Origin of the sequence: Myxococcus sp. CA051A (genome assembly GCF_013336705.1) — a bacterium.
GTDB lineage: Bacteria > Myxococcota > Myxococcia > Myxococcales > Myxococcaceae > Myxococcus > Myxococcus llanfairpwllgwyngyllgogerychwyrndrobwllllantysiliogogogochensis.
Map to the genome: position 1 here is coordinate 274,162 of NZ_JABUMS010000002.1, position 21,305 is coordinate 295,466.

The window sequence follows — 21,305 nt, forward strand, 5'->3', positions numbered from 1 at the left end:
GTCTTTGACACACTGCGCTGGAGCCAATCACCGGTACGCTGAGCGGATGAACCGACTGCTGAGTGTGCTGGTGATGTGCATGGCGATGGCGGCGTCCGCGGAGGAGGCCGGGGGCCTGGCGTGGACGGCGCCGGCGGAGTGGGCGGCGCAGGGCGAGCGGCCGATGCGCGCGGCGACGTACAAGCTGCCGGCGGCGAAGGGGGACACGGAGGGCGGGGAGCTGGCGGTCTTCTACTTCGGGCAGGGGCAGGGCGGCGCGGTGGACGCCAACGTGAAGCGGTGGCTGGGCCAGTTCCAGACGGCGGATGGCAAGCCGGTGGACAAGGTCGCGAAGACGAAGGCGGAGAAGCTCAACGGGATGCCGGTGACGACGGTGGACGTGAAGGGCACGTACATGGGCGGCGGGCCGATGATGGGCCCCTCCACGCCGAAGCCCGGCTTCCGTCTGCTGGGCGCGATTGTGGAAGGCCCCGAGGGCGCCCTCTTCTTCAAGCTGACGGGCCCGGAGAAGACGGTGGCGGCCTCGGAGAAGTCCTTCCGCAAGTTGTTGGAGTCGGTGAAGAAGAAGTAGCTAGCGGCTGTCCCGGGCCGTCTTCAGGGCGGCCTTCTTCGCGGGCAGCTCTGGAATCAGCAGCACCTCGATGCGCCGGTTGCGCGCGCGGCCCTGAGGGGTGGCGTTGGCCGACACCGGCCGCGTCTCTCCGTAGCCCGCAGCGATCATCCGGCGCGAGCGCACCCCGCCATGCTCCTCCAGGAAGCGCACCACGTTGACGGCGCGCGCCACGGACAGCTCCCAGTTGGTGGGGAAGGTGGCCTGCAGCTTCTGCGACGGCGGCGAGTCATCCGTGTGGCCCGACACCTGGATGGCCTTGTCATCCACCTTGGCGAGCACGCCGCCCAGCCGCTTGAGGACCTCCTGGCCGCGCTTGCTGATGCTCGCGTCGCCGGAGTCGAAGAGCACCTTGTCCACCAGGTCCACCTGGATGCGGCCCTTGGCTTGGGACAGCTTGATGGCGCCCTCGGCGATCTCCGACTTCATCTTGTCCTGGAGGTCGTCATAGGTGTCCTTGAGCTTGGCCAGCTCCGCCTCCTGCTCCTGCACCGTCTGGGAGAGCTGCTCCTTCTCCGTGCTGAGCTGCTCCTTCTCCGACGACAGCTTCGCGTGCTCCGTCTCCAGCGCGGCGAGCTTCTCCTCCGCCTGCTTGCGCGCGGCCTCCGCGTCACGCGCGCGCGCCGTGGCCTCGTCCGCCGCCTTGCGCGCCTCTTCCGCTTGCGCCTGCGACTGCGCCGAGCCTCGGTGCGCCAGGTACAGCACTCCGCCCGCCAGCAGCACCACCAGCACCGTCACCAGCCAGGGCACCCAGGCCCGCCCTCGCTCCGCTTGCATCAAGACCTCCCAGGGGGATGTATGCGAGCCACCGTAACGACGGCACCCAGGTGCGCCTCAAGGCGCCCTGGGTGCGTGAAGGTGTCTGGAGGTTCAACCTTGCAGCAGGGGCGCAAGCCCCACACCGTGTGTCAGAAAGGGAACCAGGAAGGCCGCACGCTGCGCACGTCGCTGAGCGAGTGAGACAGCTGCGCGCCGAAGTCGTTGAACGCCTGGCCATCCAGCCACATGGATTCAATCTGTTTCTGGCCGAGCCGCACTTCGTGACGTTTGCCATTGGCGGCGGTGGCGACGACGGTGTCTCCGCCGTTGTACGTCACCTGGAATTTCTCGCCCCAGATCTGGACGGGCTCGCTGAACTTCAAGTCCTTGGGCACCTGGGTCACCATGTTGGTGCCGCGCGAGCCGGGGACCTTCATGTCATCCATGAACTCGCGCAGGAAGTCGCGCGTCACTTCGCGCGTCTGCCCATCCAGGATGGGGTCCACCTTGTTGTCGTAGCCGAAGCCCAGGATGCTGTTGCCCTGCTTGGGGTTGTCCAGGTTCCACGTGGGGACGCTGAGCATGAACTGGTTGGCGCCGGGCTTCGCCTTGTCGCGCCAGTCCTGGGCCTCGGTGGCGTTGTCCTTGAGCAGGGCCAGGCCGTTGAAGCCGTTCCACACCACATCGTCCGTGTCGAGCTGGCCGGTGGGCAAGGGCTTGGGCTGGGCGGTGCCGTTGGACGGGTGCGTGCCGCCGCGCGGCTGGAGCGACGCGCCAATCTGCGGCAGGTCGTTCTTGTTGTAGCCCATGGGCAGGTTGTCCAGCGTGCCACCGTCCACCAGGTGCATCTGCCGGCCGGTGACGGGGTCCACCACCTGCACCGGCTCGAAGACGCCGGGGATGGCCATGGAGGCGCGCATGGCGAGCGCCACGGGCGTGTCCGGCGTCGTCTCCTGGCTGAAGACGAAGATGCGGTCCTGCGCGCTCTTGAAGCCGCCGTTGGGGACGGCGCTGTCGTAGGCCTTGGCGGCGACGAGCTGGAGGGGAATCTTGAGGTCGGCGAACGTCACGGGCCGGTCCGTGATTCCGGTCAGCTCGCGCAGCTTCTGGTCGAAGAGGTCATACGCGGCCTGGCCATCCAGCAGGCCGCCGTCGTTCAGGTCCAGGTCGGCGTCATACAGCTTGCCCAGGCGCGGGTCCTTGGCCACGTCCTCCACCTGCTTCGGCGTGGCGCCCGTGGCGGCGAACGCGGCGGCGATGGAGCCCGCGGACGTGCCCGTCAGGCTCACCGGCACCACGCCCATCTCGCGCATCTCCGTCAGCATCGCCGCGTAGCGCTTGCCCTTGCCGCCACCGCCCTCCAGGCTCAGGTGCACGCCCATGGGCTCGCCGCCCTGCACCGGCATGCCCGCCTCGGCGCGGTTCTGGGCGACGGAGGCCGTGTACTCGGCGGCCTTCTTCGCGTCGCCCCCCGCGACGATGTCCAGCGCCGCGGGCGGCTTCGTCACCGGCGTGCCCGTGGGGAAGCGGCTGGCGTGGACCTGTCCGTTGGGCAGCTCCTTCGCCAGGAACTGCGGATCCAACCAGAGCGAGCCCGGGCGCGGCGCGGTGGCCTTCGTGTAGCCCGTCTGCTGCGTCAGCGCCCCTTCCGCCTTCTCCAGCGCGGCCTTCACCTGCGCGTAGCGCGGATGCGTGGAGGGCAGCATGTCCAGCTGCGCCGACAGCGAGCGCACTTGACCCAGCGCGTCACGGAAGCCCTTCGTCTGTTCGACGAGCTGCTTGCCCTGCTTGTCGTCAATCTTGGGGGGCAGGACGCGCTCGAGGACCTTGCGCAAATCGCCCAGGTCCACGTCCAGCAGCTTGTTCAGCGGAATCTGGAGCGGCTTGCCGGTGAGGGTGATGCCCTCCCAGGGCTTGCCGCCGGTGCCGGCGAGCTGGGGCAGACCCAGCTTGGACAGGTCCGGCAGCTTCGCCTCGAAGCGGTCCACCACCTGGTTCGCCGCGCGCGCCACGTTCTGCAGGCCCTGGCCCATCCGCTCGAGCAGGTTGGGCTTGGGGGCCTCCGCCTTCTGCGGCTGCACGGGCTCCGGGGTTCGACGCGGTGCGGCAGACGGTGTGGAGGACGGCAGGGACTTGATGCTCATCGCGGTGGCTCCACTTCGGGACGCGTCGAGGGGGTGGCGGGCTGCCTGGAGATTATCGCCCACCAGCCGTCCCAGGTTGTGTGTCGCCTTTCGGAAGTCGTCCGGGCCCGGCAAGGGCCTTGCTTAGGGGTGGATCAGAGGCGCCTGACGCCTGCTTTATGGAGGCCTTCCGTGACGATGTGCCGCAGCCCCGAGTTCGAGATGCTCGTTGCCCATGCCGTGACGCTCTTCCCCGAGGACACCGTCCTCTCGGCGCTTCAGGTCATGCACCGTCACGGGGCGCACGCGCTGCCGGTGGTGGATGGCCGGGACGGAGCGTGGTTGGGCGAGGTGTCCCAGCATGAGCTGCATCGGCTGTCTTCCTTTGCGCCGCTCGCGCGGCTGGCTGAAATTCTGACCGCCAAGGCGCTGGCGAGCACGGAAGAAAAGACCGCCGCGTCCGTGCCCGCCTCGGCGCTGCTGCTGCACACGCCGCCGCCCCGGTGGCTGCATTGAGTCTTCCGCGGGCAGGTGGCCGGAGGGCAGGGGAGGCGAGCCTCCGGGGTGGTACGAACGAGCAGGCGGCCCGTGCCTCTTCCGGCGCTGCTCGCGCGTGCTCGCGCTCCTCTCACACGGCTCGCGAAGTGACTGGGGGCCGTCTGACGGCTAGCACCGGGGGGTGGGCTCAAAAACCACCGCGGAGGCCACAGCCTGTTCCCGGTGGCCCCGGGCCAGCTGGCACTCGATTCCCCGGGGGACGGAGGAGGCTTGGTATGAAGGCAGTGGCGATCATCCTCGCATCGGGCGAGGCCCGGCGGATGGCCCACCCCAAGGCGCTCATCCTGCACGAAGGCGACAAGAGCTTCCTTCAGTCGCTGGCGTCGACCTTTGGCAAGGCGAGCTGTCAGGTGCTGGGTGTGGTGGGGAAGGATGCTGAGGCCGTGCGCGAGCAGCATCCGGGGCTGGACCTGGTGGAGTCCGAGCAGTGGAAGGACAGCCAGATGGCCTCGGTGAAGGTGGGGTTGGACGCGGCGATGGAGGCCGGAGCGGACGTCGTGCTCCTGCATCCGGTGGACATGCCAGCGCTCCGGGCCACCACGGTGAAGTCCTTGCTCAAGTTGATGGGAGAAGCGGAGGAGGCGCTGCGTCCGGAGTTCGAGGGGGCACCTGGCTGGCCGGTGATGTTGTCGCGGGCCGCGGCGGAGCGGCTGCGGGCGGCGGAGGGTGACCAGCTGGAGGTGGTGCTGAAGAACATGAAGGTGCGTCGGGTGCCGTTGAAGGACCCGGGCGTGATTGTGAACATCAACGGGCCGGAGACGTACGAGCGGCTGTTCGGCTCGGAGCCGAAGCTGGCGCCGCCGCCCAAGCGCCGAGGCACCGGCAAGCGGCCGTCCTCGGGGCTCACCACGGTGGCGGATATCGGCGGCGGGGGCGGTTCGGTTCCCATGGCCGCGTCGCCGGACGAGTAAGAACTGGAGGGCCGGGGCTCCCTCAATCGGGCGGCTCCGGCCCGTCGTGTGAGCAGGGCATGACGGGCCGCTCGTGCGTGCGCGCGGCCCGTGGAGAGGTGCCCGGGGCCTAGAAGGTCAACCCGAGGCCGAAGTACGGCCCGCCGAAGCCTTCCTCGTGCTCGACGCCGTCCACGTGTCCGGCGTCGTTGAGATACAGCGCGCGCCAGCCGCCGCGCAGGTTGAAGCCTCCCAGGTGCAGGGCCATGCCCGCCTGCGCATCCACCTGGCGGTGGGGAAAGGGCGTGGCGTTCACACGCGCCTCCACGTCCAGCGGTGAGGCGCCGATGCAGGCCTCCACGGACGCGCCGAAGCTGGGGCCCACGAAGATGACGCTGGGGGCGTGGGCGCTCGTCAGGCCCGCTTCGACCCGCACGCGCCCGCGGGCGCTGGCCCACAGGGCCGCTGTCACCCGCGCGCTCAAGAGGGTGATGCGGTCCACCTTGTCGGAGCCGTCCTCCGCCCGGAGCGTCAGGCCGGTGATGCGGGTGTCCAACCCCATGCGCCGGCCCTCCATGGCCATGAAGAGGCCCATGGCGCCGCCGCCAGTGAGCCAGTCCGCCTGCGCGCCCAGGCGCACCAGGAGCGGCACGGGCTCGTCGCGCCGGCGCTCCGTGCGCGTGGTGGCGTTCAGCCGGGGCGAAGCCGAGGCCCCCGCGGCGCCCACTCCGACGACGGCGGTGCTCACGGGGACGCGGGCCCGTCGCCGCCGCCTGCGGGGAGCGTCGTCCTGGGCGTCGCGCTCCTTGCCAATGGCTGTCGCGGGGTGCTCGCGCGCGGGGCGCCCGTCGTTCGAGCCCTGTCCGACGGGCGTGGCGGGATGCTCACGCGAGCGGCGCTCGTGGCTGGCGTCCGGGCGGTCCGCGCCGCGCTCCGGGCGGGTGGTGCCTCCAGACGATGACGGCGTGGAGCGCTTGCCGAAGCGGGCCTCGGCGGGGGCTCCGCCGAGCAGGAGGGTGGCGGTGAGCGCGGAGCCGAGCACGGCCTTCGATGAGGGCAAGGTCCACTCCTCTTCCTGGCGGGGGACGACGGGGGAGCGACATTCAAGGGCCGCCGGCCCCGCGCGGCCATGGTCCCCCGGGGTGGGCGGGCGTTGGCCAATCGCGCTTGTGTGGCATTGGGCAGCGCGCCGTCCAATGAGTGCGCACGGCACGACACGTGGGAGGAATCGCCATTCACCGGCGGACGCTCGCCGTGCATCCCGGCCGTCCCCGCCCCATCTCCTGGGCTCATCGCGCGGGGGAGCTGGGACTATCTGCCTGTCTGGACCGGGCGGATGCTCACGGTTCGACAGTGGGCGAAGGCCTCGCGGTGTGAACTGTGTCAGCGAGCTACGGAGGCACTAGGGTGGCAATCGTGACCCATGTGGTGATGCAGCCGACCGTGCTCCTGGTGGAAGACGACCCGGACCTGCGGGGCGCGATGGCGGAAGCGCTTCAGGACGAGGGCTACGACGTGGCCATGGCCATCAATGGCCGGGAGGCCCTGCGCGTGCTCGTGTCGCTGGAGGTGCCGTGTCTGGTGTTGGTGGACCTGGAGACGCCTCGGGTGCAGGGCCTGGGGTTGCTGGAGACACTGCAGCGGGACGCGCGCTTCGAGCAGTCGCGGGTGGTGGCCATGGCGGCGGAGCCGGGGCCCCGTCCGGCGAGCGTGGTGGCGCTTTTGCGCAAGCCCGTGCGGCTCAAGGACCTGATGGCCACGGTCCAGGAGCACTGCCCGGGACCGAGGCCGGAGGTGCCTCGACGAATCAGTAGGTGAGGCCCAGGCCGAAGAAGGGGCCGTGGAAGCCGTCGCGGTGGACGACGCCGTCCACGTGGCCCGCGTCGTCCAGCACCATGCCCCGGTAGCCGCCGCGCAGCACCAGCGCGCCCAGGTGCAGCGCCAGCGCGGCGCTCGCGTCCACCTGGCGATAGGGGAAGGGCGTCATCTGCGCGCGCGCCTCGAAGTCGAGCGGTCCCGCGAGGCACGCCTCCAGGGACATGCCCAGGCTGGGGCCCACGAAGGCGATGTCCGGCGCGTTCGCGGTGCTGACACCCGCCTCCACGCGCAGCCGGACGCGCTCCAGGGAGAGGAGCGCCCAGGTGAGGTGCGCCTCCACCAGCGTGATGCTGTCCGACGCGTCCGTGCCGTCATCGGCGTCCACGCTGATGCCGGTGATGCGCGCGTCCACGCCGAAGCGCCGGCCCTCCAGGCCGATGAAGAGGTCGCCCGCGCCGCCGCTGTTGACGGGCCCGGCCTGGAAGCCCACGCGGAAGGACAGGGGCGCCGCGTGACGCTCCTGCCGCAGTTCACCGCGGTGCCGGGGCTCGTCCACCACCATCAGCCGGTGGTTGCCGCCGGAGAACACGAAGGCGAGGAAGCCGATGCTGTCCGCGACATCCGACGCGACGTGGCGCGAGTTGTTGCGCCGCCGCCGGGGCCTGTCGTCATCGTCATCGTCGTCGGAGTCCGAGTGGCCCACCGGCGTGGCCTCGTGCGTGTCGTTCTTGTCGTCGTCCTTCTTCGAGTCGCTCTGCGAAGGACGGGAACGCTTGCCGAAGCGCGCCTCGGACGGCGTCGAGCCCAGCAGCAATCCCAGGGCAAGCACGGCGCTCAGGACGGAACGGAAAGAGAACACGGTGGGCTCCTCGGCGGTGGCCGGAACGAGGCAACGCGAGTCAGGACGGCCGGCCGCCTGCTTTATTCATACACCCATGGTGTATGGGATGCCGCCTGCCCCCTGGCCGGGCAGCCCTCGCGAGCCCACCGTGTCGCCGGGCCCGGGAGGTGGAAGCCGACCCCCCGGGCTGGTCGTGACGCGGTGCTACTTCCGGACGCAGAGCTTGGGGTTCTTCACGCAGGCCACGGCCAGGCATTCGCTGGCGGAGCGCGGCTCGCAGCCCTTCTTGCACTTGGGGGGCGAAACGCTGAAGTCGCACTCGCCGCCGCCGCACGTGCTGCGGTCCGTCACGGGCAGCGCGTCGCAGGGGCTGTTCAGGTAGGTGGTGATGGGTTCGGGGTGGAAGACGCCGTCATCGTCGGAGCAGACCTCGAAGTCGCCGTCGCCCTGGACCTTGAAGCCATCGCCCACGGCGCAGCGGGGCGCCTGGGGGCTGGCGCTGCCGAACTCGCAGGGCCCCACGGTGCGGGCCAGGCAGCCGAAGGCGGTGTGGTCGCCGATGGTGGTGTTGGCGCAGATGCGCGAGGCCAGGTGCACATCTCCGGCAATCCAGTCCTTGGCGAAGCAGGCGTGGACGTTCTGGTACGGGTAGCCGGTGAAGTTCGGCTTGGAGAGCTGGGGCAGGTAGGTGTCCATGTTGATGCTCACCTCCACGGACAGGGCCTTCGAGTCGAAGATGTTCCCGAAGAACGCGCCCTCGCGGAAGGTGAAGGCGCCGAAGGATGCGACGGGGTAGCGGCCCTGCGTGGTGCCGGGCCTCACCCACGAGCCCGGCGCTTCCATGCGGTTGAAGGGCGCGGACATGACGCTGTACCTGCCGCCGCGGGGGCAGAAGAACGTGGCGCTGGGGGCGTCGCCGCCGCAGTCGTTCTTCTCGGCCGCGGCCAGGGCGTCTCCGGCCTCGCAGCCCCAGGGCTTCTCACACACGCGCAGCACGCGGTGGCCGGAGATGGCGCCGAGCAGGCCGGTGCACGTGTCCGGCCTCGGCGCGCCGGCGGCCACCGTCACCTCCAGTCCCGGAGTGCAGGCGCCCACGCCCTCGCCCACCCAGCCACACTCGTCACCCAGGCCGGAGCCGCCCTTGTCGCACGGCAGGAACATGGGGTGCCATTGCTTGGTGTCGCCGGTGGGGTTGAAGCGCAGGTCGTCCCGGGGGTCCTCGCCGCGCAGGGAGATTTCCACGGTGTGGCCGTAGGCGTTGTTGCGCGACAGCAGGCACGCGCTCACGTAGCCCAGGCACTGGGGGCTGGGCGCCGTGAAATCCCACTCCGGACACAGGGCCGCGCCTCCGCTGAAGGTGTACACGTTGCCCAGGCGGTCCTTCCACTCCACCTTGGAGGTCGGGCCCAGCGCGCACTCGACCAGGTAGTGCATGACGTTGCGCGCGGCCGGGTCCTCGAGCTGGTGCCTGAGGCGCCAGTCACCCGCGAAGGCGCTCGAGGTCAGCGGCTGCGAGATGAGCGCCTCGATGGAGCCCGCGTTGGTGGTGAGCGCGTTGAAGGCCAGGTCGGCGGTGGAAAGCGAGTTGAGGATGCGGATGCCCGGCTCTGCCTCCGCGCGGGAGAGCGGGAGCAGCGCGGCCACGCACACGAGGGCGGCCAGCGCGGAGCGGAGGGGGGCGGGGAGTCGGAGGATGACGGAAGACATGCGGAAGGGACCTCGCGCGAAAAGGAGACTCGGAGTCGCGAGGTAGCACGTGGCGGGCCGACGCTCGCCTCGCAGTATTTCCGTGAGGTTGCGCGCGCGGCTCCAGCGCCCTGTTGCCCCCAGGTCCACAGTGGCGAGGGCAGGTGTGGACCTGGCGGCCACGTCGAAGCGCGCTCCCTGGATCGAGGCACAGGGCTGAGGCGCGAGAGGCCTCGCGGGGGGGAGGCCACGTCGAAGCGCGCTCCCCGGACTGTGGCGCAGGGCCTCGGCGCGAGAGACCTCGCGGGGTGGAGGCCACGTCGGAGCGCGCTCCCGTCAGCGGCGCGCGCTCTTCTTTCCCTTCGCGGAGCCCGAGCGGCGCGGCTCCGAGCGGCCCTGGCTCTGGGGTGCCTCGGGTGGCGCCAGGGAGCAGGCCGCCGCCGCGGTCAGCACCTCCGCCCGCGCGCTCTGGTGTTGCTGCTCCAGCACGCGCAGTCGTCGGGCCATGGCCTCGCGCAGCGCCTGCAGCTCGGCCACGCGGGCCTCGGACTCGGCCGCCTCGCGCTCCAGTTGCGCCCCGCGCTCCGCCAGCGCGGACACCGAGCGAGAGCTCGCCCAGGCCGCCGACCCGCAGAGCACGCACACTCCGGCGAGCAAGCCCCAGGGCAGCCACGCCCGGCGCCACAGCGCCGCCTCGTTTCGCCGCGTCGCTTCCATGCCCGCCCAAGGCTAGCGAGCCACCCGCTGTAGGACTCAAGGCGACGGCCCTGCCACTCGGGATTTACAGGGCGGCCTCAAGTTTACAGGGCCGAAATGATGTCACAGGCTTGATTCGGAACCCGGGCCGGGGCGTCATCCGGCCCCTTTTCCTCCAACTTCGGGAGTCGGTGGGCTGATGGCGATTGCTTGCGTGGTGCTGGACTTCGACGGGACCTTCACGGACGTGGCGACGGAGAGCGCGCCCTTCTTGAAACACTTTCGTGACGGACTGGTCCGCGCACTGGGGCAGGGGGTGGAGCAGGCCTGGGAGGAGGAAGTCGCGGCGCTGCGAGCGGGCGCCGACCTCCTGGGGTGGAACCTGGGTGGCAAGGTGGTGGCACCCGCGACGGCGGACCCGTACCTGACGGCCACGACGGCGGCGCACCGCATCTTCCAGCGGCTCTCCGTGGGCACCGACGAGGCGACGCGCTCGGAGGCCGTGCAGACGATGTATCGCGAGTCCTACGTGCACTCGGCCACGGCCTTCAAGCCGGAGGCGAAGGAGGTGCTGGAGGCGCTGCTCGCCACGGGCCTGCCCGTGACTGTCGTGACGAATGCGCACACGGAGCTGGTGGAGAAGAAGCTGGACACCCTGGCGCCCAAGGGCCGCGAGCGGCTGAAGGTCTCCGGCGACGCGCGCAAGTTCCTGCTGGACCCACCGGACGTGTCCGACGCGCGCTTCGATGCGCTGCCGGAGATGCAGACGCTGGACGGCGTGCTGCGCCGGCCCGTCTACCTGCGCCGGGGCCGCTACTTCGAGGCCCTCAAGCGCATCTGGGACACCACTGGCACGCGGCCCGAGGACACGCTGGTGGCCGGCGACATCTACGAGCTGGACCTGGCGCTGCCGGCCGCCCTGGGCGCGCACGTGCAACTCGTCGCCCGTGACAACGTGTTGCCGTACGAGCTGAAGGCCATCGAGGCGCTGGGCGCTCGCGGTGGCGTGGACAAGAGCCTGCTCGCGCTCCTGCCTCGCCTGCGCTGAAGCAGCCACCCGCCGATATGCTCCCGAGAGGCGCGGCGTTGACGAGACTGTCGTCCGCCGCGCCCTTTCATCGGAGCCCGCCATGTCCGTCAGTCGCTCGCTGTCGTCGTGCGTCCTCGCCGCCTGCATGTCCGCCTGCGCGACCTCGGCACAGGTGGCGCTGGAGGCGCACCCCGTCAGCGTCCAGCGTCCGGCGAGGGAGCCCGGCTGCGCGTTCGAGGTCTTCGAGGAGCGCGAGCCCCCGCGCCCCTACGCCGAACTCGGCACCCTGGCGGTGACGGGCAACGAGTACCTGGGCGCGCAGGGCCGCAAGGAGCTGCTCCAGGAGACCGCCTGTTTGATGGGCGCGGACGCCGTGCTGTTGCCGCGCCCCTTGGAGCGCAAGGTGGCCGGCGGCCAGCGCGTGCGGGAGTACGAGGCCCGCTTCGTCGCCTGGACGGACGTGCCCGCCCGCGTGGCCTCGAGCGACGAGCCGCCACCCCTCCACCCACGCCCCCCACCCACGGCCCAGGAGGGCTACCTCATCATCCCCGTGGACCCCGAGTGGACGGGCGAGTCCGTTGGCACCGTGGAGCGCGAGGTGAAGCCCGCCGACGGCGCGAAGCGGTAGCCGAAGCTCCAGGAGTCCGGGCACACGCCAGAAACACGAAGCCCCGCGTCCCAGGGAAGGGAGCGCGGGGCTCGGTGCGACGGGCCTTGGAGGCCGGAGAGTCTTAGACCTTCGCGCCCGGGGTGGGCTGGAAGACGTCGTTGAACTCCACGATGGCCTTGTTCAGCGAGGCCTTGATGTCGTTGGTGAGCTCGCGCTTGGAGGCGATGTCCTTCGAGATGGTCGGGTACTTGCCGTCCGTGAAGTCCAGGAACTCACGCATCCAGCGCACCACGTCCGCGACGGGAATCTCGCGAATCCAGCCGCGCTTCTTGGGGTCGTCGCGGTTGGTGGCGGCGTAGATCTGCATGACCTGACGCTCGACGGGCAGCGGCTCGTACTGGCCCTGCTTGAGCAGCTCCACCATGCGGGCGCCGCGGGCCAGCGTCTCCTGCGTGGCCTTGTCGAGGTCCGAGCCGAACTGGGAGAAGGCGGCCAGCTCGCGGTACTGCGCGAGCTCCAGCTTCATGGTGCCGGCCACCTGCTTCATGGCCTTGATCTGCGCGGCGGAACCGACGCGGGACACCGACAGACCGACGTTGATGGCCGGGCGGACGCCGGCGAAGAACAGGTCCGTCTCGAGGAAGATCTGACCGTCGGTGATGGAGATGACGTTCGTCGGGATGTAGGCGGACACGTCGCCGGCCTGCGTCTCGATGATGGGGAGCGCCGTGAGCGAGCCCGCGCCCTCTTCGTCGGACAGCTTGGCGGCGCGCTCCAGCAGGCGGCTGTGCACGTAGAACACGTCGCCGGGGTACGCCTCACGACCCGGGGGGCGGCGCAGCAGCAGCGACAGCTGGCGGTACGCCACGGCCTGCTTGGACAGGTCGTCGTAGATGATGAGGGCGTGCATCTTGTTGTCGCGGAAGTACTCGCCGATGGCCACGCCCGCGTACGGCGCGAAGAACTGCATCGGGGCCGGGTCGGAGGCGTTCGCCGCGACCACCGTGGTGAACTCCATGGCGCCGAAGCGGTTGAGCTTCTCCACGACCTGGGCGACCGTCGACTGCTTCTGGCCGATGGCCACGTAGATGCAGTAAACGTTCAGGCCCTTCTGGTTGATGATGGTGTCGATGGCGACGGCCGTCTTGCCCGTCTGGCGGTCACCGATGATGAGCTCGCGCTGACCACGACCCACCGGCACCAGCGCGTCCAGCGCCTTGATGCCCGTCTGCAGGGGCTCGTGCACGCTCTTGCGCTTCACGATGCCGGGCGCCTTCACTTCCAGGCGGCGCGTCTCGGTGGCCTCGATGGGGCCCTTGCCGTCCAGGGGGATGCCGAGCGGGTCCACCACGCGGCCCAGCAGGCCCTTGCCCACCGGCACGGAGGCGATCTGCTGGGTGCGCTTGACGACGTCACCCTCGCGGATGGCCTGGAAGTCACCCATGATGGCGACGCCGACGTTGTCCTCCTCGAGGTTCAGCACGAGGCCCTTCACGCCGTTGGTGAACTCCACCAGCTCACCGGCCTGCACGCCCTCGAGCCCGTAGATGCGCGCGATACCGTCACCCACGGACAGCACGGTGCCCGTCTCCGCGACGGTGACCTTCTTGCCGTAGTCCTTGATCTGCTCCCGGATGATTCTGCTGATCTCGTCGGCGCGGATTTCCATGGGCGTTTTGCGTCCTCGAACAGGGGGCGGGCCGGGTCGGTTCGGGTCCGCCGAAAGCTAGAAGTCGGGGCCCCTTACCACGCACCCCTACCCACTGCAATGCGCACGACATTCGGGGCTCTCGGGGCATTATCAACCCGGTAAGCGACGGTGCCCCGGTGCCCGGCGAGCGAGGGAGCACGACCCCTCCGGGCACGTGTGGCCGTCAGCGGCCGGGAGGCTCGCGGGGCAGCCAGACGACGAAGCGGGTTCCACCCTGGGAGGACTCCACCGTGAGGCGTCCCCCATGGGCCACGGCCACCTGCCGGGCGATGTAGAGCCCCAGGCCCAGGCCCTCCGCGCTGGCGGGGCGGCCCCGTCGGAAGGGCTCGAAGAGGGTGGCGTGCTCCTCCACCGGCACCGTCAGCGAGTCATTGCGGATGGAGAGCGTCACGCCCCCCACCGAGCCCACCAGCTTCAACCACACCGGCGTGGTGTCCGTGCTGTGTTGCAGGACGCTGCCCAGCAGCGTGTCCGCCAGCTGTGTCAGCCGCGCCTCGTCCCAGTGGCCGCGCAAATCCCCCTGCGTCTCCATCAGCAGGGTGCGGCCGGGGTGGGCCTGTCGCCGCTCGTCCAGCACCCGCTCCACCAGCCGGTCCAGCATCAGCGACTCCGGGCGCACCGGCAGCCCGCCGGCCAGCCGGGCCCGGGTGAAGTCCAGCAGCTCGTGGATCATCCGCTCCATCCGCCGGGCCGCCTGGGCCATGTGGCCCACCAGTCGCTGCTGGGGCTCTTCCATTCCTCCCAGCCGCTGCAGGGCGCCGGTGCCCATCTGGATGGTCTGCAGGGGCGTGCGCAAGTCATTGCCCACCACGCCCAGCAGCTGCTCCCGGAAGTGCTCGGTGCGCTCCGTCCGCTCCTCCGCCGCCTTGCGGCCGCTGATGTCCCAGATGGCGGCCAGTCGCACCTGCCGGCCTTCCCACAGGACGTGCTTGCCCAGCACCTCCAGGGGAATGCGCTGGCCGTCCCGGCGCACGCACATCACCTCGTAGGGCGTCTCCACCCCCCGGGCGACGGCGGACATGACGGCGGGGCGGTATTCGGGGGACACCCACTCGATGAGGTGGTGGCCGATCAAATCCCGGGGCGAGTCGTGACCCAGGAGGTGGGCCAGCGCGCGGTTGGCGTCCAGGACGACGCCGTTCTCATGCAGGAAGTGCCCGTCGCAGGCCACGTCCGCGAGGCTGCGCATGTGCGACTCGCGCTCCCGAAGCCGGGCCTCCTCGTGCGTCCGCGCCGTGTCGTCGCGCATCCACATCACCACGCCCGTGAGCACGCCGGCCTGGTGCGCCGGGGACAGCGCCACGCGCAGGCTGCGCTCTCCACTCGTCGACGACAGCACCCCCGTCACCGGCGCCTCCACCACGCTCTCACCAGAGAGCGCGCGAGACAGCAGGGGGGCCAGGGACACCGCCAGCTTGGGCCACAGGTCGACGAGCGGGCGCCCCAGGTGGGCCCGCATCTCCATGCCGGAAAGCGACGCCAGCGCGCCATTCACCCACACGGTCCGCAGCTCCCTGTCCAACAGGGCGATGCCACAACCCGTCGCGTTCAGTACCGCGCCAAGGAAGGGCCAAGCCTCTTCGGGGGCGACCGCGAAGAGCGGGCCACCGGGGAGGGGGTGAAGCAGGGACTGCGGCATGTTGAGGTCGTCCAGAAAACCCGGGGTTACCCCGCGTTCCCCCGAGTATACCTCTCTCCAGGGGCAACGGGAAATGCCGGTTTGCCCCGGACTGCGGGGTACAGGGACGACCTGCGGAGTGGGCCGCCGGACGGCGGCCGTACTCTTAGTGCTGCTTCAACTCGCGGCGCATCTCCTCCAACTGGGTGCGGAGGCTGCCGTCGTAGAGGATGCTGCCCACCTGGGCGGACACGCCACCGAGGAGGCTGGGGTCCACGCGCGTCTCCAGGATGACGTCGCGCTGGGTGATCTGCTGGAGCGACTGGCGGAGCGCGGCCAGGGTGTCGGCGGGAAGGGCGGCGGCGGTGGTGACGTTGCCGCGCACGCGTCCGGCCCGGGCGTCGGCCATGTCGCGGAAGACGCGGGCGATGTCGGCGACGTAGGGCAGGCGGTTGCGGTCCACCAGCAGCCGCAGGGTGTTGGCCAGCACCGGCTCCAGGTTGGGGACCAGCTTCATGACCCCTTCCACCACCTGCGCTCGCTGCGCGCGGGAGTAGATGGGGTTGTGGAGCACGTCCGTCATCTCCGGGTTCTTCGCGAAGATATCCGCGAAGGAGGAGAGCTGCTCGGCGACGGCATCAATGCGGCCCACCTCCGACGAGACGTCGAGGAGGGCACGGGCGTAGCGGCGGGCAATGGACATGTTCACCATGGCGGTCGCGCCCTTAGCATGGTGCTCCAGGGGCGTCCACCTCCGCGGCCAACGTGCCTGGCCGGACAGGGAAGCGACGCGCGGAGGGCAGGTCTGACGAGAGGGGGCTTGGCGAGGAGGCGGCAAGACCCGTACCGTGGGGTCCCGACCGCCCCCATGCACGACCCCGTCATCGGCATCGACCTGGGTACCACCAACAGCGCCGTCGCCACCGTGGAGGACGGCCGACCGCGCCTGATCCCCTCGCGCGCGGGAGGCCGCCTCACGCCTTCCGTGCTCGGTGTGACGAAGGCCGGCGAGCGCGTCGTGGGGCAGCAAGCCCAAGCGCTCGCGGAGGAGCATCCCGACTCCGTTGTCTGGGCCACGAAGCGCTTCCTTGGCCGGCGCTACACGCCGGAATTGGTGCAACAAGCAAAGGCCCTCGTTCCATATCCACTGGTCGCCGGTCCCTCCGGAGACGTTCGCGTGAAGCTGGCCGGGCGCGTGCTGCCCGTCACCCAGGTCTCCGCGATGATTCTGGGGGAGCTGGCGCTCGACGCGCAGGCGCACTTCGGCCGCACCGTCACCAAGTGTGTCATCACCGTCCCCGCCAACTTCGACGACAACCAGCGCCAGGCCACGCGGGAAGCGGCCTCCATCGCCGGGTTGGATGTGGTGCGGCTGGTGAACGAGCCGACCGCGGCGGCGCTCGCGTACGGCCTGTCGCGCGGCTTCGAGGGCAGCGCGCTGGTGTTTGATTTGGGCGGCGGCACGTTCGATGTCTCCATCCTCGACGTGAAGTCCGGCGTCTTCGAGGTGCGCGCCACCGGCGGCGACCCTCGCCTGGGTGGCGAGGACTTTGATCAACGCATCGTCCAATGGCTGCTCGCGCAGGTGGACGACGAGCTCCGCCATGTCGTGTCCCAGGATGCGCAGAGCCTGCGGCGCCTGAAGGTCGCGGCGGAGGCGGCCAAGCGCGAGCTGACCGAGCACGAGGAGGCGACCGTCTCCGTGTCGGGGCTGGGCGACCATTCCACGGGAGGCCGGCGCACGGAGCTGGAGACGGTGCTCACGCGCTCCTTCTTCGAGACGCTGTCGGAGCCGCTGTCGCGCCGCTGCCTGGAGGTGTGTCAGGGCGTGATGCATGAAGCGAAGATGAATCCGCGCTCGGTGGACGTGGTGCTGCTGGTGGGCGGCATGACGCGCGTGCCGCTGGTGCGCCGGCTGGTGGCGGACTTCTTCGGCCGCGCGCCGTCCACGGACGTGCACCCGGACGAGGCCGTGGCGCTGGGCGCGGCGGTGCAGGCGGACGAACTGTTGCGCCAGTCGGGGCAGGCGCTGCTGTTGGACGTGGCCAGTCAGAGCCTGGGCGTGGGCGTGTTGGGCGGACGCGTGAAGCGGCTCATCGCGAAGAACACGGGCGTGCCCGTCGTCGCGCGCGACATCTTCTTCCCCGGGACGTCCGGCCAGGCCGAGGCGCGCATCCCCGTGTACCAGGGCGAGAGCGAGTTCCAGGACGAGAACCACAAGCTGGGCGAGGTGGTGCTCAAGAACCTGCACGTGGCCGCGCGCGGTGACGTGCCGCTGGAGGTCGTCTTCGAGCTGTCCGGCGAGGCGATTCTGTCCGTGAAGGCCACCGACCTGACCACCGGCAACATGGAGACGGTGCGCCTGGAGGCCCGCGCGGGTCTGCCGCACGGCGAGGCGGAGAAGCTGGGCGCGGAGCAGGCGAACTACGCGAAGTCGCAGGGCGTGGTGGACGCGAAGCGCGCGGAGGAGTTGTTCCGCAAGCTGCTGGAGCGCGGCGAGAAGCTGGCGCGGATGCTCCAGAAGAGCGCGCAGGAGAACCCAAGCCCGGAGGCCGACGCCGCGGTGGGCACGGTGCAGCGGCTGCTCGACGGCGGGCGCTCCGCGCTGGACAGCAAGGACGCGGCGAAGTGCGCCGCCATTGCCCGTCAGCTCACGCAACTGTTGTCCGGCAAGCAGGAGCCGCGCGCCTGACCATGAATGCGCCCACCTCCACCACGCGCGAGGCCGTGTTCGTGGTGGATGACTCGCGCACGGCTCGCGAGGTGGTGAGGTTGCACCTGGCCCGGCTCGGCTGTGAGCCGGTGACGCTGGATGGCGGCGAGGCGTGCCTGTCGGAGCTCGCGCGCCGCGCGCCCATGCTCATCCTGATGGACCTGCGCATGGAGCGCATGCAGGGCGACGAGGTGTGCCGCGCGGTGAAGGCGCACCCGGCCGGCCGCAACGTGCCCGTCATCATGTTCACCTCCGCCGGCGAGCCGCACGAGGTCATGCACTGCTGGCGCGCGGGCGCGGACGACTTCCTGCCCAAGCCCGTGGCGCTGGAGGCCCTCCAGGCGAAGCTGGTGGCCGTGCGCGGCGCCCGCGAGCGCGCGAAGGAAGGTCCTCCCAAGGGCCGCCGCATGCTGCTCGTGGAGGGCGGGCGCTTCCTGCACACCTTCCTGGGCGGCGCGCTGGAGCAGGAGGGCCTGCACGTCCTCTATGCGCGAGACGCGGTGGACGCGGAGAAGCTCGCGAGCGAGCACTCAGCCCTGCTCGACGGCTTCCTCGTGGACGTCTCCCGGGCGCCGCGCGAGACGCTGGCCCTGGCCACGAAGCTGCGCGAGGCGAACCCGAAGAAGCCGCTGGTGCTCTTGTCGCGCGCGGAGGAGTCCGCGGACGTGCTGGCCCGCGCGCAGGTGCTCGCCGGGGCACCGCTGTTGGAGAAGCGGCACCTGGGCGCGGATGAACTCCTGGGGCGGGTGCTGTCGCGGCTCGTCCCGGAGCGTGTGCCCCTGCGCGCCGCGGAGCGCGTGCCCTTCTTCACCGTGGTGGAGTTCGCCCCGGTGGGCGGTGGCGCGACGTTGACGGGCTTCAGCCACGACGCCAGCCCCGACGCCCTCTTCGTGCGCACCCTCACCCCCGCGCGCGAGGGCACCCGGCTGACGCTGAAGGTGCTGCTCGCCGGGCAGCGCACGCCCTGCTCGGCCGAGGCCACTGTTGTCTGGTCCAACCCGCCGCGCACCCCGGGCCCCTTCCGTGCTCCGGCCGGCATGGGCCTGCGACTGGAGCGCATGGACCCGGCGCTCACGCAGCAGTTCGTCCGCTTCGTGCCCAGGACCCACGGTTTTTCCCCCTCGGGGACTCCTCGCTCCTCAGGTTTCTGAGAGGCACTGTCTCCCGCAACCCCCTGGAAATCCCGGAGTCCTCTGTCTGCCCGGTGCTGGCATGACGGTGGCAAGAGCGCGCCCGGACCGTTGAGCCATCTGGACGTGGCGGGGCTGGACGAGCCAGCTCGCGCGCCGGATGGGGCCAAGACGCGAACAGGGAGGAGCCTCATGCGGCAATGGAAGCGCTACGGGTGGGTGGGACTGGCGGCGGTGGCGGCGGTGGGCTGCGGGGATGACCCGGAGTACCCGAAGGTAGAGAACGAACCGGTGCAGCAGCAGGCCCGGCTGGAGTCCTTCGAGGACTGTGCTCCGCTGGAGCAGTACATCGAGGACACGGCGACCCGGAGGATGCGCGCGTCGCTGGAGCAGATGCGGCCTCGCAATGGCGGCTGGCTGTTCGGTGACGGCTCGATGCCGCCCAGGGCGGACGCCCCCACGGAGGGCGACGCCAGCTCGGGAGGCGGCTCGCCGCGCGGGCCGGATGACTACACGGGCACCAACAACCAGGTGGCGGGCGTGCACGAGGCGGATTTCGTGCAGAACGACGGCACGCACATCTTCGTGCTGTCCGGACCCCGGCTGTACCTGCACCGCTCCTGGCCCGCGGAGCAACTCACCCTGGCCTCGTCGATGGAAATCCAGGGCTGGCCCCGGGAGATGCTCTACGACAAGGAGCGCAAGCGGCTGGTCATCACCTCGCAGGTGGATGACGACCGTCCGGGACGTCCCACGGTGTGGGGCGGCTTGCTCACGGGCGCGCCCGTCATGGACTGCGCGGGCTTCCGGTGCGGCTACATGGGAGGCGACACGCTGAAGGTGACGGTGGTGGACGTGTCCAACCTGTCCTCGCCCCAGGTGAAGCAGCAGGTGTTCCTGCCGGGTTCGTACCTCAGCGCCCGTCGCATGGACGGCGCGGTGCGGCTGGTGTTGTCGGACGACTTCCGCTGGCCGGCGGACGTGCGCTTCTATCCCGAGTACTCGTCGTCGCTGGAGCGCAGCAAGAAGCAGATGAACGAGGCCATCGACGCGCTCCTCGTCAAGAACGAGCAGCTCATCCGGGCGCAGACGCTGGCGGACTGGGTGGCTCCGGGCAAGCACGTGGCCGAGGATGGAACCGTCACGCCGCTGCCCGTGTCGTGCGGGGACTTCTACCGCTCCAACGCGCCCACCGGGCTGGGCTTCGTGACGGTGCTGTCGCTGGACCTGGACGCCGCGGAGGGCGCGGCCCCCCTGGGCCGCACCAGCATCGTGTCGGCGCCCGGCACGGTGTACGCGTCCACGGAGGCGCTCTACCTGGCGGCGTCGCACTGGTGGTGGTGGCCGGAGGCGAACCAGTCCGACCACACGTACCTGCACAAGTTCGACCTCAGCGAGCCGAACCGCGCGACGTACGCGGGCAGCGGCACGCTGGAGGGCAGCCTGGTGAACCAGTTCGCCATGGACGAGCACGAGGGCGTGCTGCGCGTGGCCACCACGGTGAGCACCTGGCGCGTCGACCCCACCAACAACGGCAATGACGGCGTGTCGGTCCCCAACTCGATGGAGACCCACAGCCGCGTCGTCACGTTCGGCGCCGAGGGCGGACACCTCCAGGAGCTGGGTCGCAGCGAGGACCTGGCGGCGGGTGAGCGCATCTTCAGCGCGCGCTTCGTGGGCAAGAAGGGCTACGTCGTCACCTTCCGCCAGACGGACCCGCTCTTCACCTTCGACCTGAGTGACCCGGTGCACCCACGCAAGGTGGGCGAGCTGAAGATTCCGGGCTTCTCCACGTACATCCACCCGCTGGGTGACACGCACCTGCTCACCTTCGGCGAGGACCGAGCCGAGGACGGGACCTGGACCAGCCGCGCGCTGAAGCTGTCGCTGTTCGACGTGACGGATTTGGCCCACCCGAAGGAGGCCTTCACGCATCGGATGGGCGGGACGAGCAGCTACAGCGACGCGCAGGGCGACCACAAGGCGTTCAACTTCTTCCCCGCCAAGGGCCTGCTGGCCCTGCCCTTCACGGACTGGAACTACAACAACGGGTACGACTACTGGACGGGCTTCACGAGCGAGCTGCGCGTGTTCCGCGTGGACACGGCCACGGGCTTCACGCCGGTGGGCGCGCTGTCGATGAAGGACGTGTACCAGCGCTTCAACGAGCCCCAGTGGAGCTGGTACTGGTCGCCCTCCGTGCGCCGCAGCGTCATGGCGGACGACTACGTGTACGCCATCACCGACGCCGGCATCCGCGCGTCGAAGGTGGGCTCGCTCCAGACGCCGGTGGCCACCACGGTGTTCCAGCCGCCCGTGCGCTGAAGTCGCACCCGTGTCGCCGCGGGCGTGACATGACGTGACGGGTCGGGGCCCTCGGGACAGTGGATGTCCGGGGGCCCCTGTCTTTTTCCGGAGCCGGTCCACCGCCCGTGCAGGTCAGGTGGGCGGGCAAAGAGGCGTCCCTCGCGATTGGCGCATTCCACTTCGGAAGGCGCTATAGGCCGGGCCG

18 protein-coding genes are annotated in these 21,305 nt (G+C 70.3%); 9 read left to right on the forward strand and 9 right to left on the reverse strand.

The window, feature by feature from the left end:
- Window positions 1-46: 46 nt before the first annotated feature.
- On the forward strand, window positions 47-571 hold the full coding sequence (locus HUA74_RS06570; RefSeq protein ID WP_174453851.1) for a hypothetical protein: 525 nt from the start codon (window positions 47-49) through the stop codon (window positions 569-571).
- Here HUA74_RS06570 and HUA74_RS46590 read toward each other — a convergent pair whose 3' ends face one another.
- Both HUA74_RS46590 and HUA74_RS06580 read right to left on the reverse strand, forming a co-directional pair.
- Window positions 572-1,387, reverse strand: a complete 816-nt coding sequence (locus tag HUA74_RS46590) for a flagellar motor protein MotB (RefSeq protein ID WP_141640427.1) — start codon at window positions 1,385-1,387, stop codon at window positions 572-574.
- A gap of 131 nt (window positions 1,388-1,518) precedes the next feature.
- The gene (locus tag HUA74_RS06580) at window positions 1,519-3,513 is read right to left on the reverse strand and encodes a patatin-like phospholipase family protein (RefSeq protein ID WP_141640428.1); all 1,995 of its coding nucleotides are present in this window, start codon (window positions 3,511-3,513) and stop codon (window positions 1,519-1,521) included.
- Between the two features lie 177 nt (window positions 3,514-3,690).
- Here HUA74_RS06580 and HUA74_RS06585 point away from each other — a divergent pair, with 177 nt between their 5' ends.
- Window positions 3,691-4,008, forward strand: coding sequence for a CBS domain-containing protein (locus HUA74_RS06585; RefSeq protein WP_141640481.1), 318 nt, complete (start codon window positions 3,691-3,693; stop codon window positions 4,006-4,008).
- A 257-nt stretch (window positions 4,009-4,265) separates the two neighbouring features.
- On the forward strand, window positions 4,266-4,961 hold the full coding sequence (locus HUA74_RS06590; RefSeq protein ID WP_141640429.1) for an NTP transferase domain-containing protein: 696 nt from the start codon (window positions 4,266-4,268) through the stop codon (window positions 4,959-4,961).
- A 109-nt stretch (window positions 4,962-5,070) separates the two neighbouring features.
- On the opposite strand, the gene HUA74_RS06595 is transcribed toward HUA74_RS06590, so the two are convergent.
- Window positions 5,071-6,000, reverse strand: coding sequence for a hypothetical protein (locus HUA74_RS06595; RefSeq protein ID WP_174453852.1), 930 nt, complete (start codon window positions 5,998-6,000; stop codon window positions 5,071-5,073).
- Window positions 6,001-6,347: 347 nt separating this feature from the next.
- Here HUA74_RS06595 and HUA74_RS06600 point away from each other — a divergent pair, with 347 nt between their 5' ends.
- The gene (locus HUA74_RS06600; protein WP_174453853.1) at window positions 6,348-6,758 is read left to right on the forward strand and encodes a response regulator; all 411 of its coding nucleotides are present in this window, start codon (window positions 6,348-6,350) and stop codon (window positions 6,756-6,758) included.
- Here HUA74_RS06600 and HUA74_RS06605 read toward each other — a convergent pair.
- The 3 genes from HUA74_RS06605 to HUA74_RS06615 all read right to left on the reverse strand — a co-directional run bounded on the left by HUA74_RS06605 (window position 6,748) and on the right by HUA74_RS06615 (window position 10,002).
- Entirely contained in the window at window positions 6,748-7,617 is an 870-nt protein-coding gene (locus HUA74_RS06605) for a hypothetical protein (protein WP_174453854.1), read from the reverse strand. The two genes, HUA74_RS06600 and HUA74_RS06605, sit on opposite strands and share 11 nt — an antisense overlap.
- Before the next feature lie 186 nt (window positions 7,618-7,803).
- Window positions 7,804-9,306, reverse strand: a complete 1,503-nt coding sequence (locus tag HUA74_RS06610) for a hypothetical protein (protein ID WP_174453855.1) — start codon at window positions 9,304-9,306, stop codon at window positions 7,804-7,806.
- A gap of 315 nt (window positions 9,307-9,621) precedes the next feature.
- Complete coding sequence (locus HUA74_RS06615; RefSeq protein WP_141640434.1) at window positions 9,622-10,002, reverse strand: hypothetical protein; 381 nt, start codon at window positions 10,000-10,002, stop codon at window positions 9,622-9,624.
- 178 nt (window positions 10,003-10,180) lie between these two features.
- On the opposite strand from HUA74_RS06615, the gene HUA74_RS06620 reads away from it, so the two are divergent.
- Both HUA74_RS06620 and HUA74_RS06625 read left to right on the forward strand, forming a co-directional pair.
- A complete protein-coding gene (locus HUA74_RS06620; protein ID WP_174453856.1) occupies window positions 10,181-11,029 on the forward strand; it encodes an HAD family hydrolase in 849 nt (282 codons plus the stop codon).
- 82 nt (window positions 11,030-11,111) lie between these two features.
- Window positions 11,112-11,639: a hypothetical protein gene (locus tag HUA74_RS06625; RefSeq protein WP_174453857.1), complete on the forward strand. Its 528-nt coding sequence runs from the start codon at window positions 11,112-11,114 to the stop codon at window positions 11,637-11,639.
- 103 nt (window positions 11,640-11,742) lie between these two features.
- Here the strand turns inward: HUA74_RS06625 and atpA are convergent, their stop codons facing one another.
- The 3 genes from atpA to atpH form a co-directional block, all read right to left on the reverse strand.
- The gene (gene atpA / locus HUA74_RS06630; protein WP_174453858.1) at window positions 11,743-13,290 is read right to left on the reverse strand and encodes a F0F1 ATP synthase subunit alpha; all 1,548 of its coding nucleotides are present in this window, start codon (window positions 13,288-13,290) and stop codon (window positions 11,743-11,745) included.
- 205 nt (window positions 13,291-13,495) lie between these two features.
- Complete coding sequence (locus HUA74_RS06635) at window positions 13,496-14,971, reverse strand: PAS domain-containing protein (protein ID WP_141640438.1); 1,476 nt, start codon at window positions 14,969-14,971, stop codon at window positions 13,496-13,498.
- A gap of 145 nt (window positions 14,972-15,116) precedes the next feature.
- Window positions 15,117-15,662, reverse strand: a complete 546-nt coding sequence (gene atpH / locus HUA74_RS06640) for an ATP synthase F1 subunit delta (RefSeq protein WP_174453859.1) — start codon at window positions 15,660-15,662, stop codon at window positions 15,117-15,119.
- A gap of 156 nt (window positions 15,663-15,818) precedes the next feature.
- Here atpH and HUA74_RS06645 point away from each other — a divergent pair, with 156 nt between their 5' ends.
- The 3 genes from HUA74_RS06645 (at window position 15,819) to HUA74_RS06655 (ending at window position 21,118) form a co-directional block, all read left to right on the forward strand.
- Window positions 15,819-17,642: an Hsp70 family protein gene (locus HUA74_RS06645; protein ID WP_141640440.1), complete on the forward strand. Its 1,824-nt coding sequence runs from the start codon at window positions 15,819-15,821 to the stop codon at window positions 17,640-17,642.
- Between the two features lie 2 nt (window positions 17,643-17,644).
- Window positions 17,645-18,814, forward strand: a complete 1,170-nt coding sequence (locus tag HUA74_RS06650) for a TIGR02266 family protein (RefSeq protein ID WP_174453860.1) — start codon at window positions 17,645-17,647, stop codon at window positions 18,812-18,814.
- Window positions 18,815-18,985: 171 nt separating this feature from the next.
- Complete coding sequence (locus HUA74_RS06655) at window positions 18,986-21,118, forward strand: beta-propeller domain-containing protein (protein WP_174453861.1); 2,133 nt, start codon at window positions 18,986-18,988, stop codon at window positions 21,116-21,118.
- The last annotated feature ends 187 nt before the right edge of the window (window positions 21,119-21,305 follow it).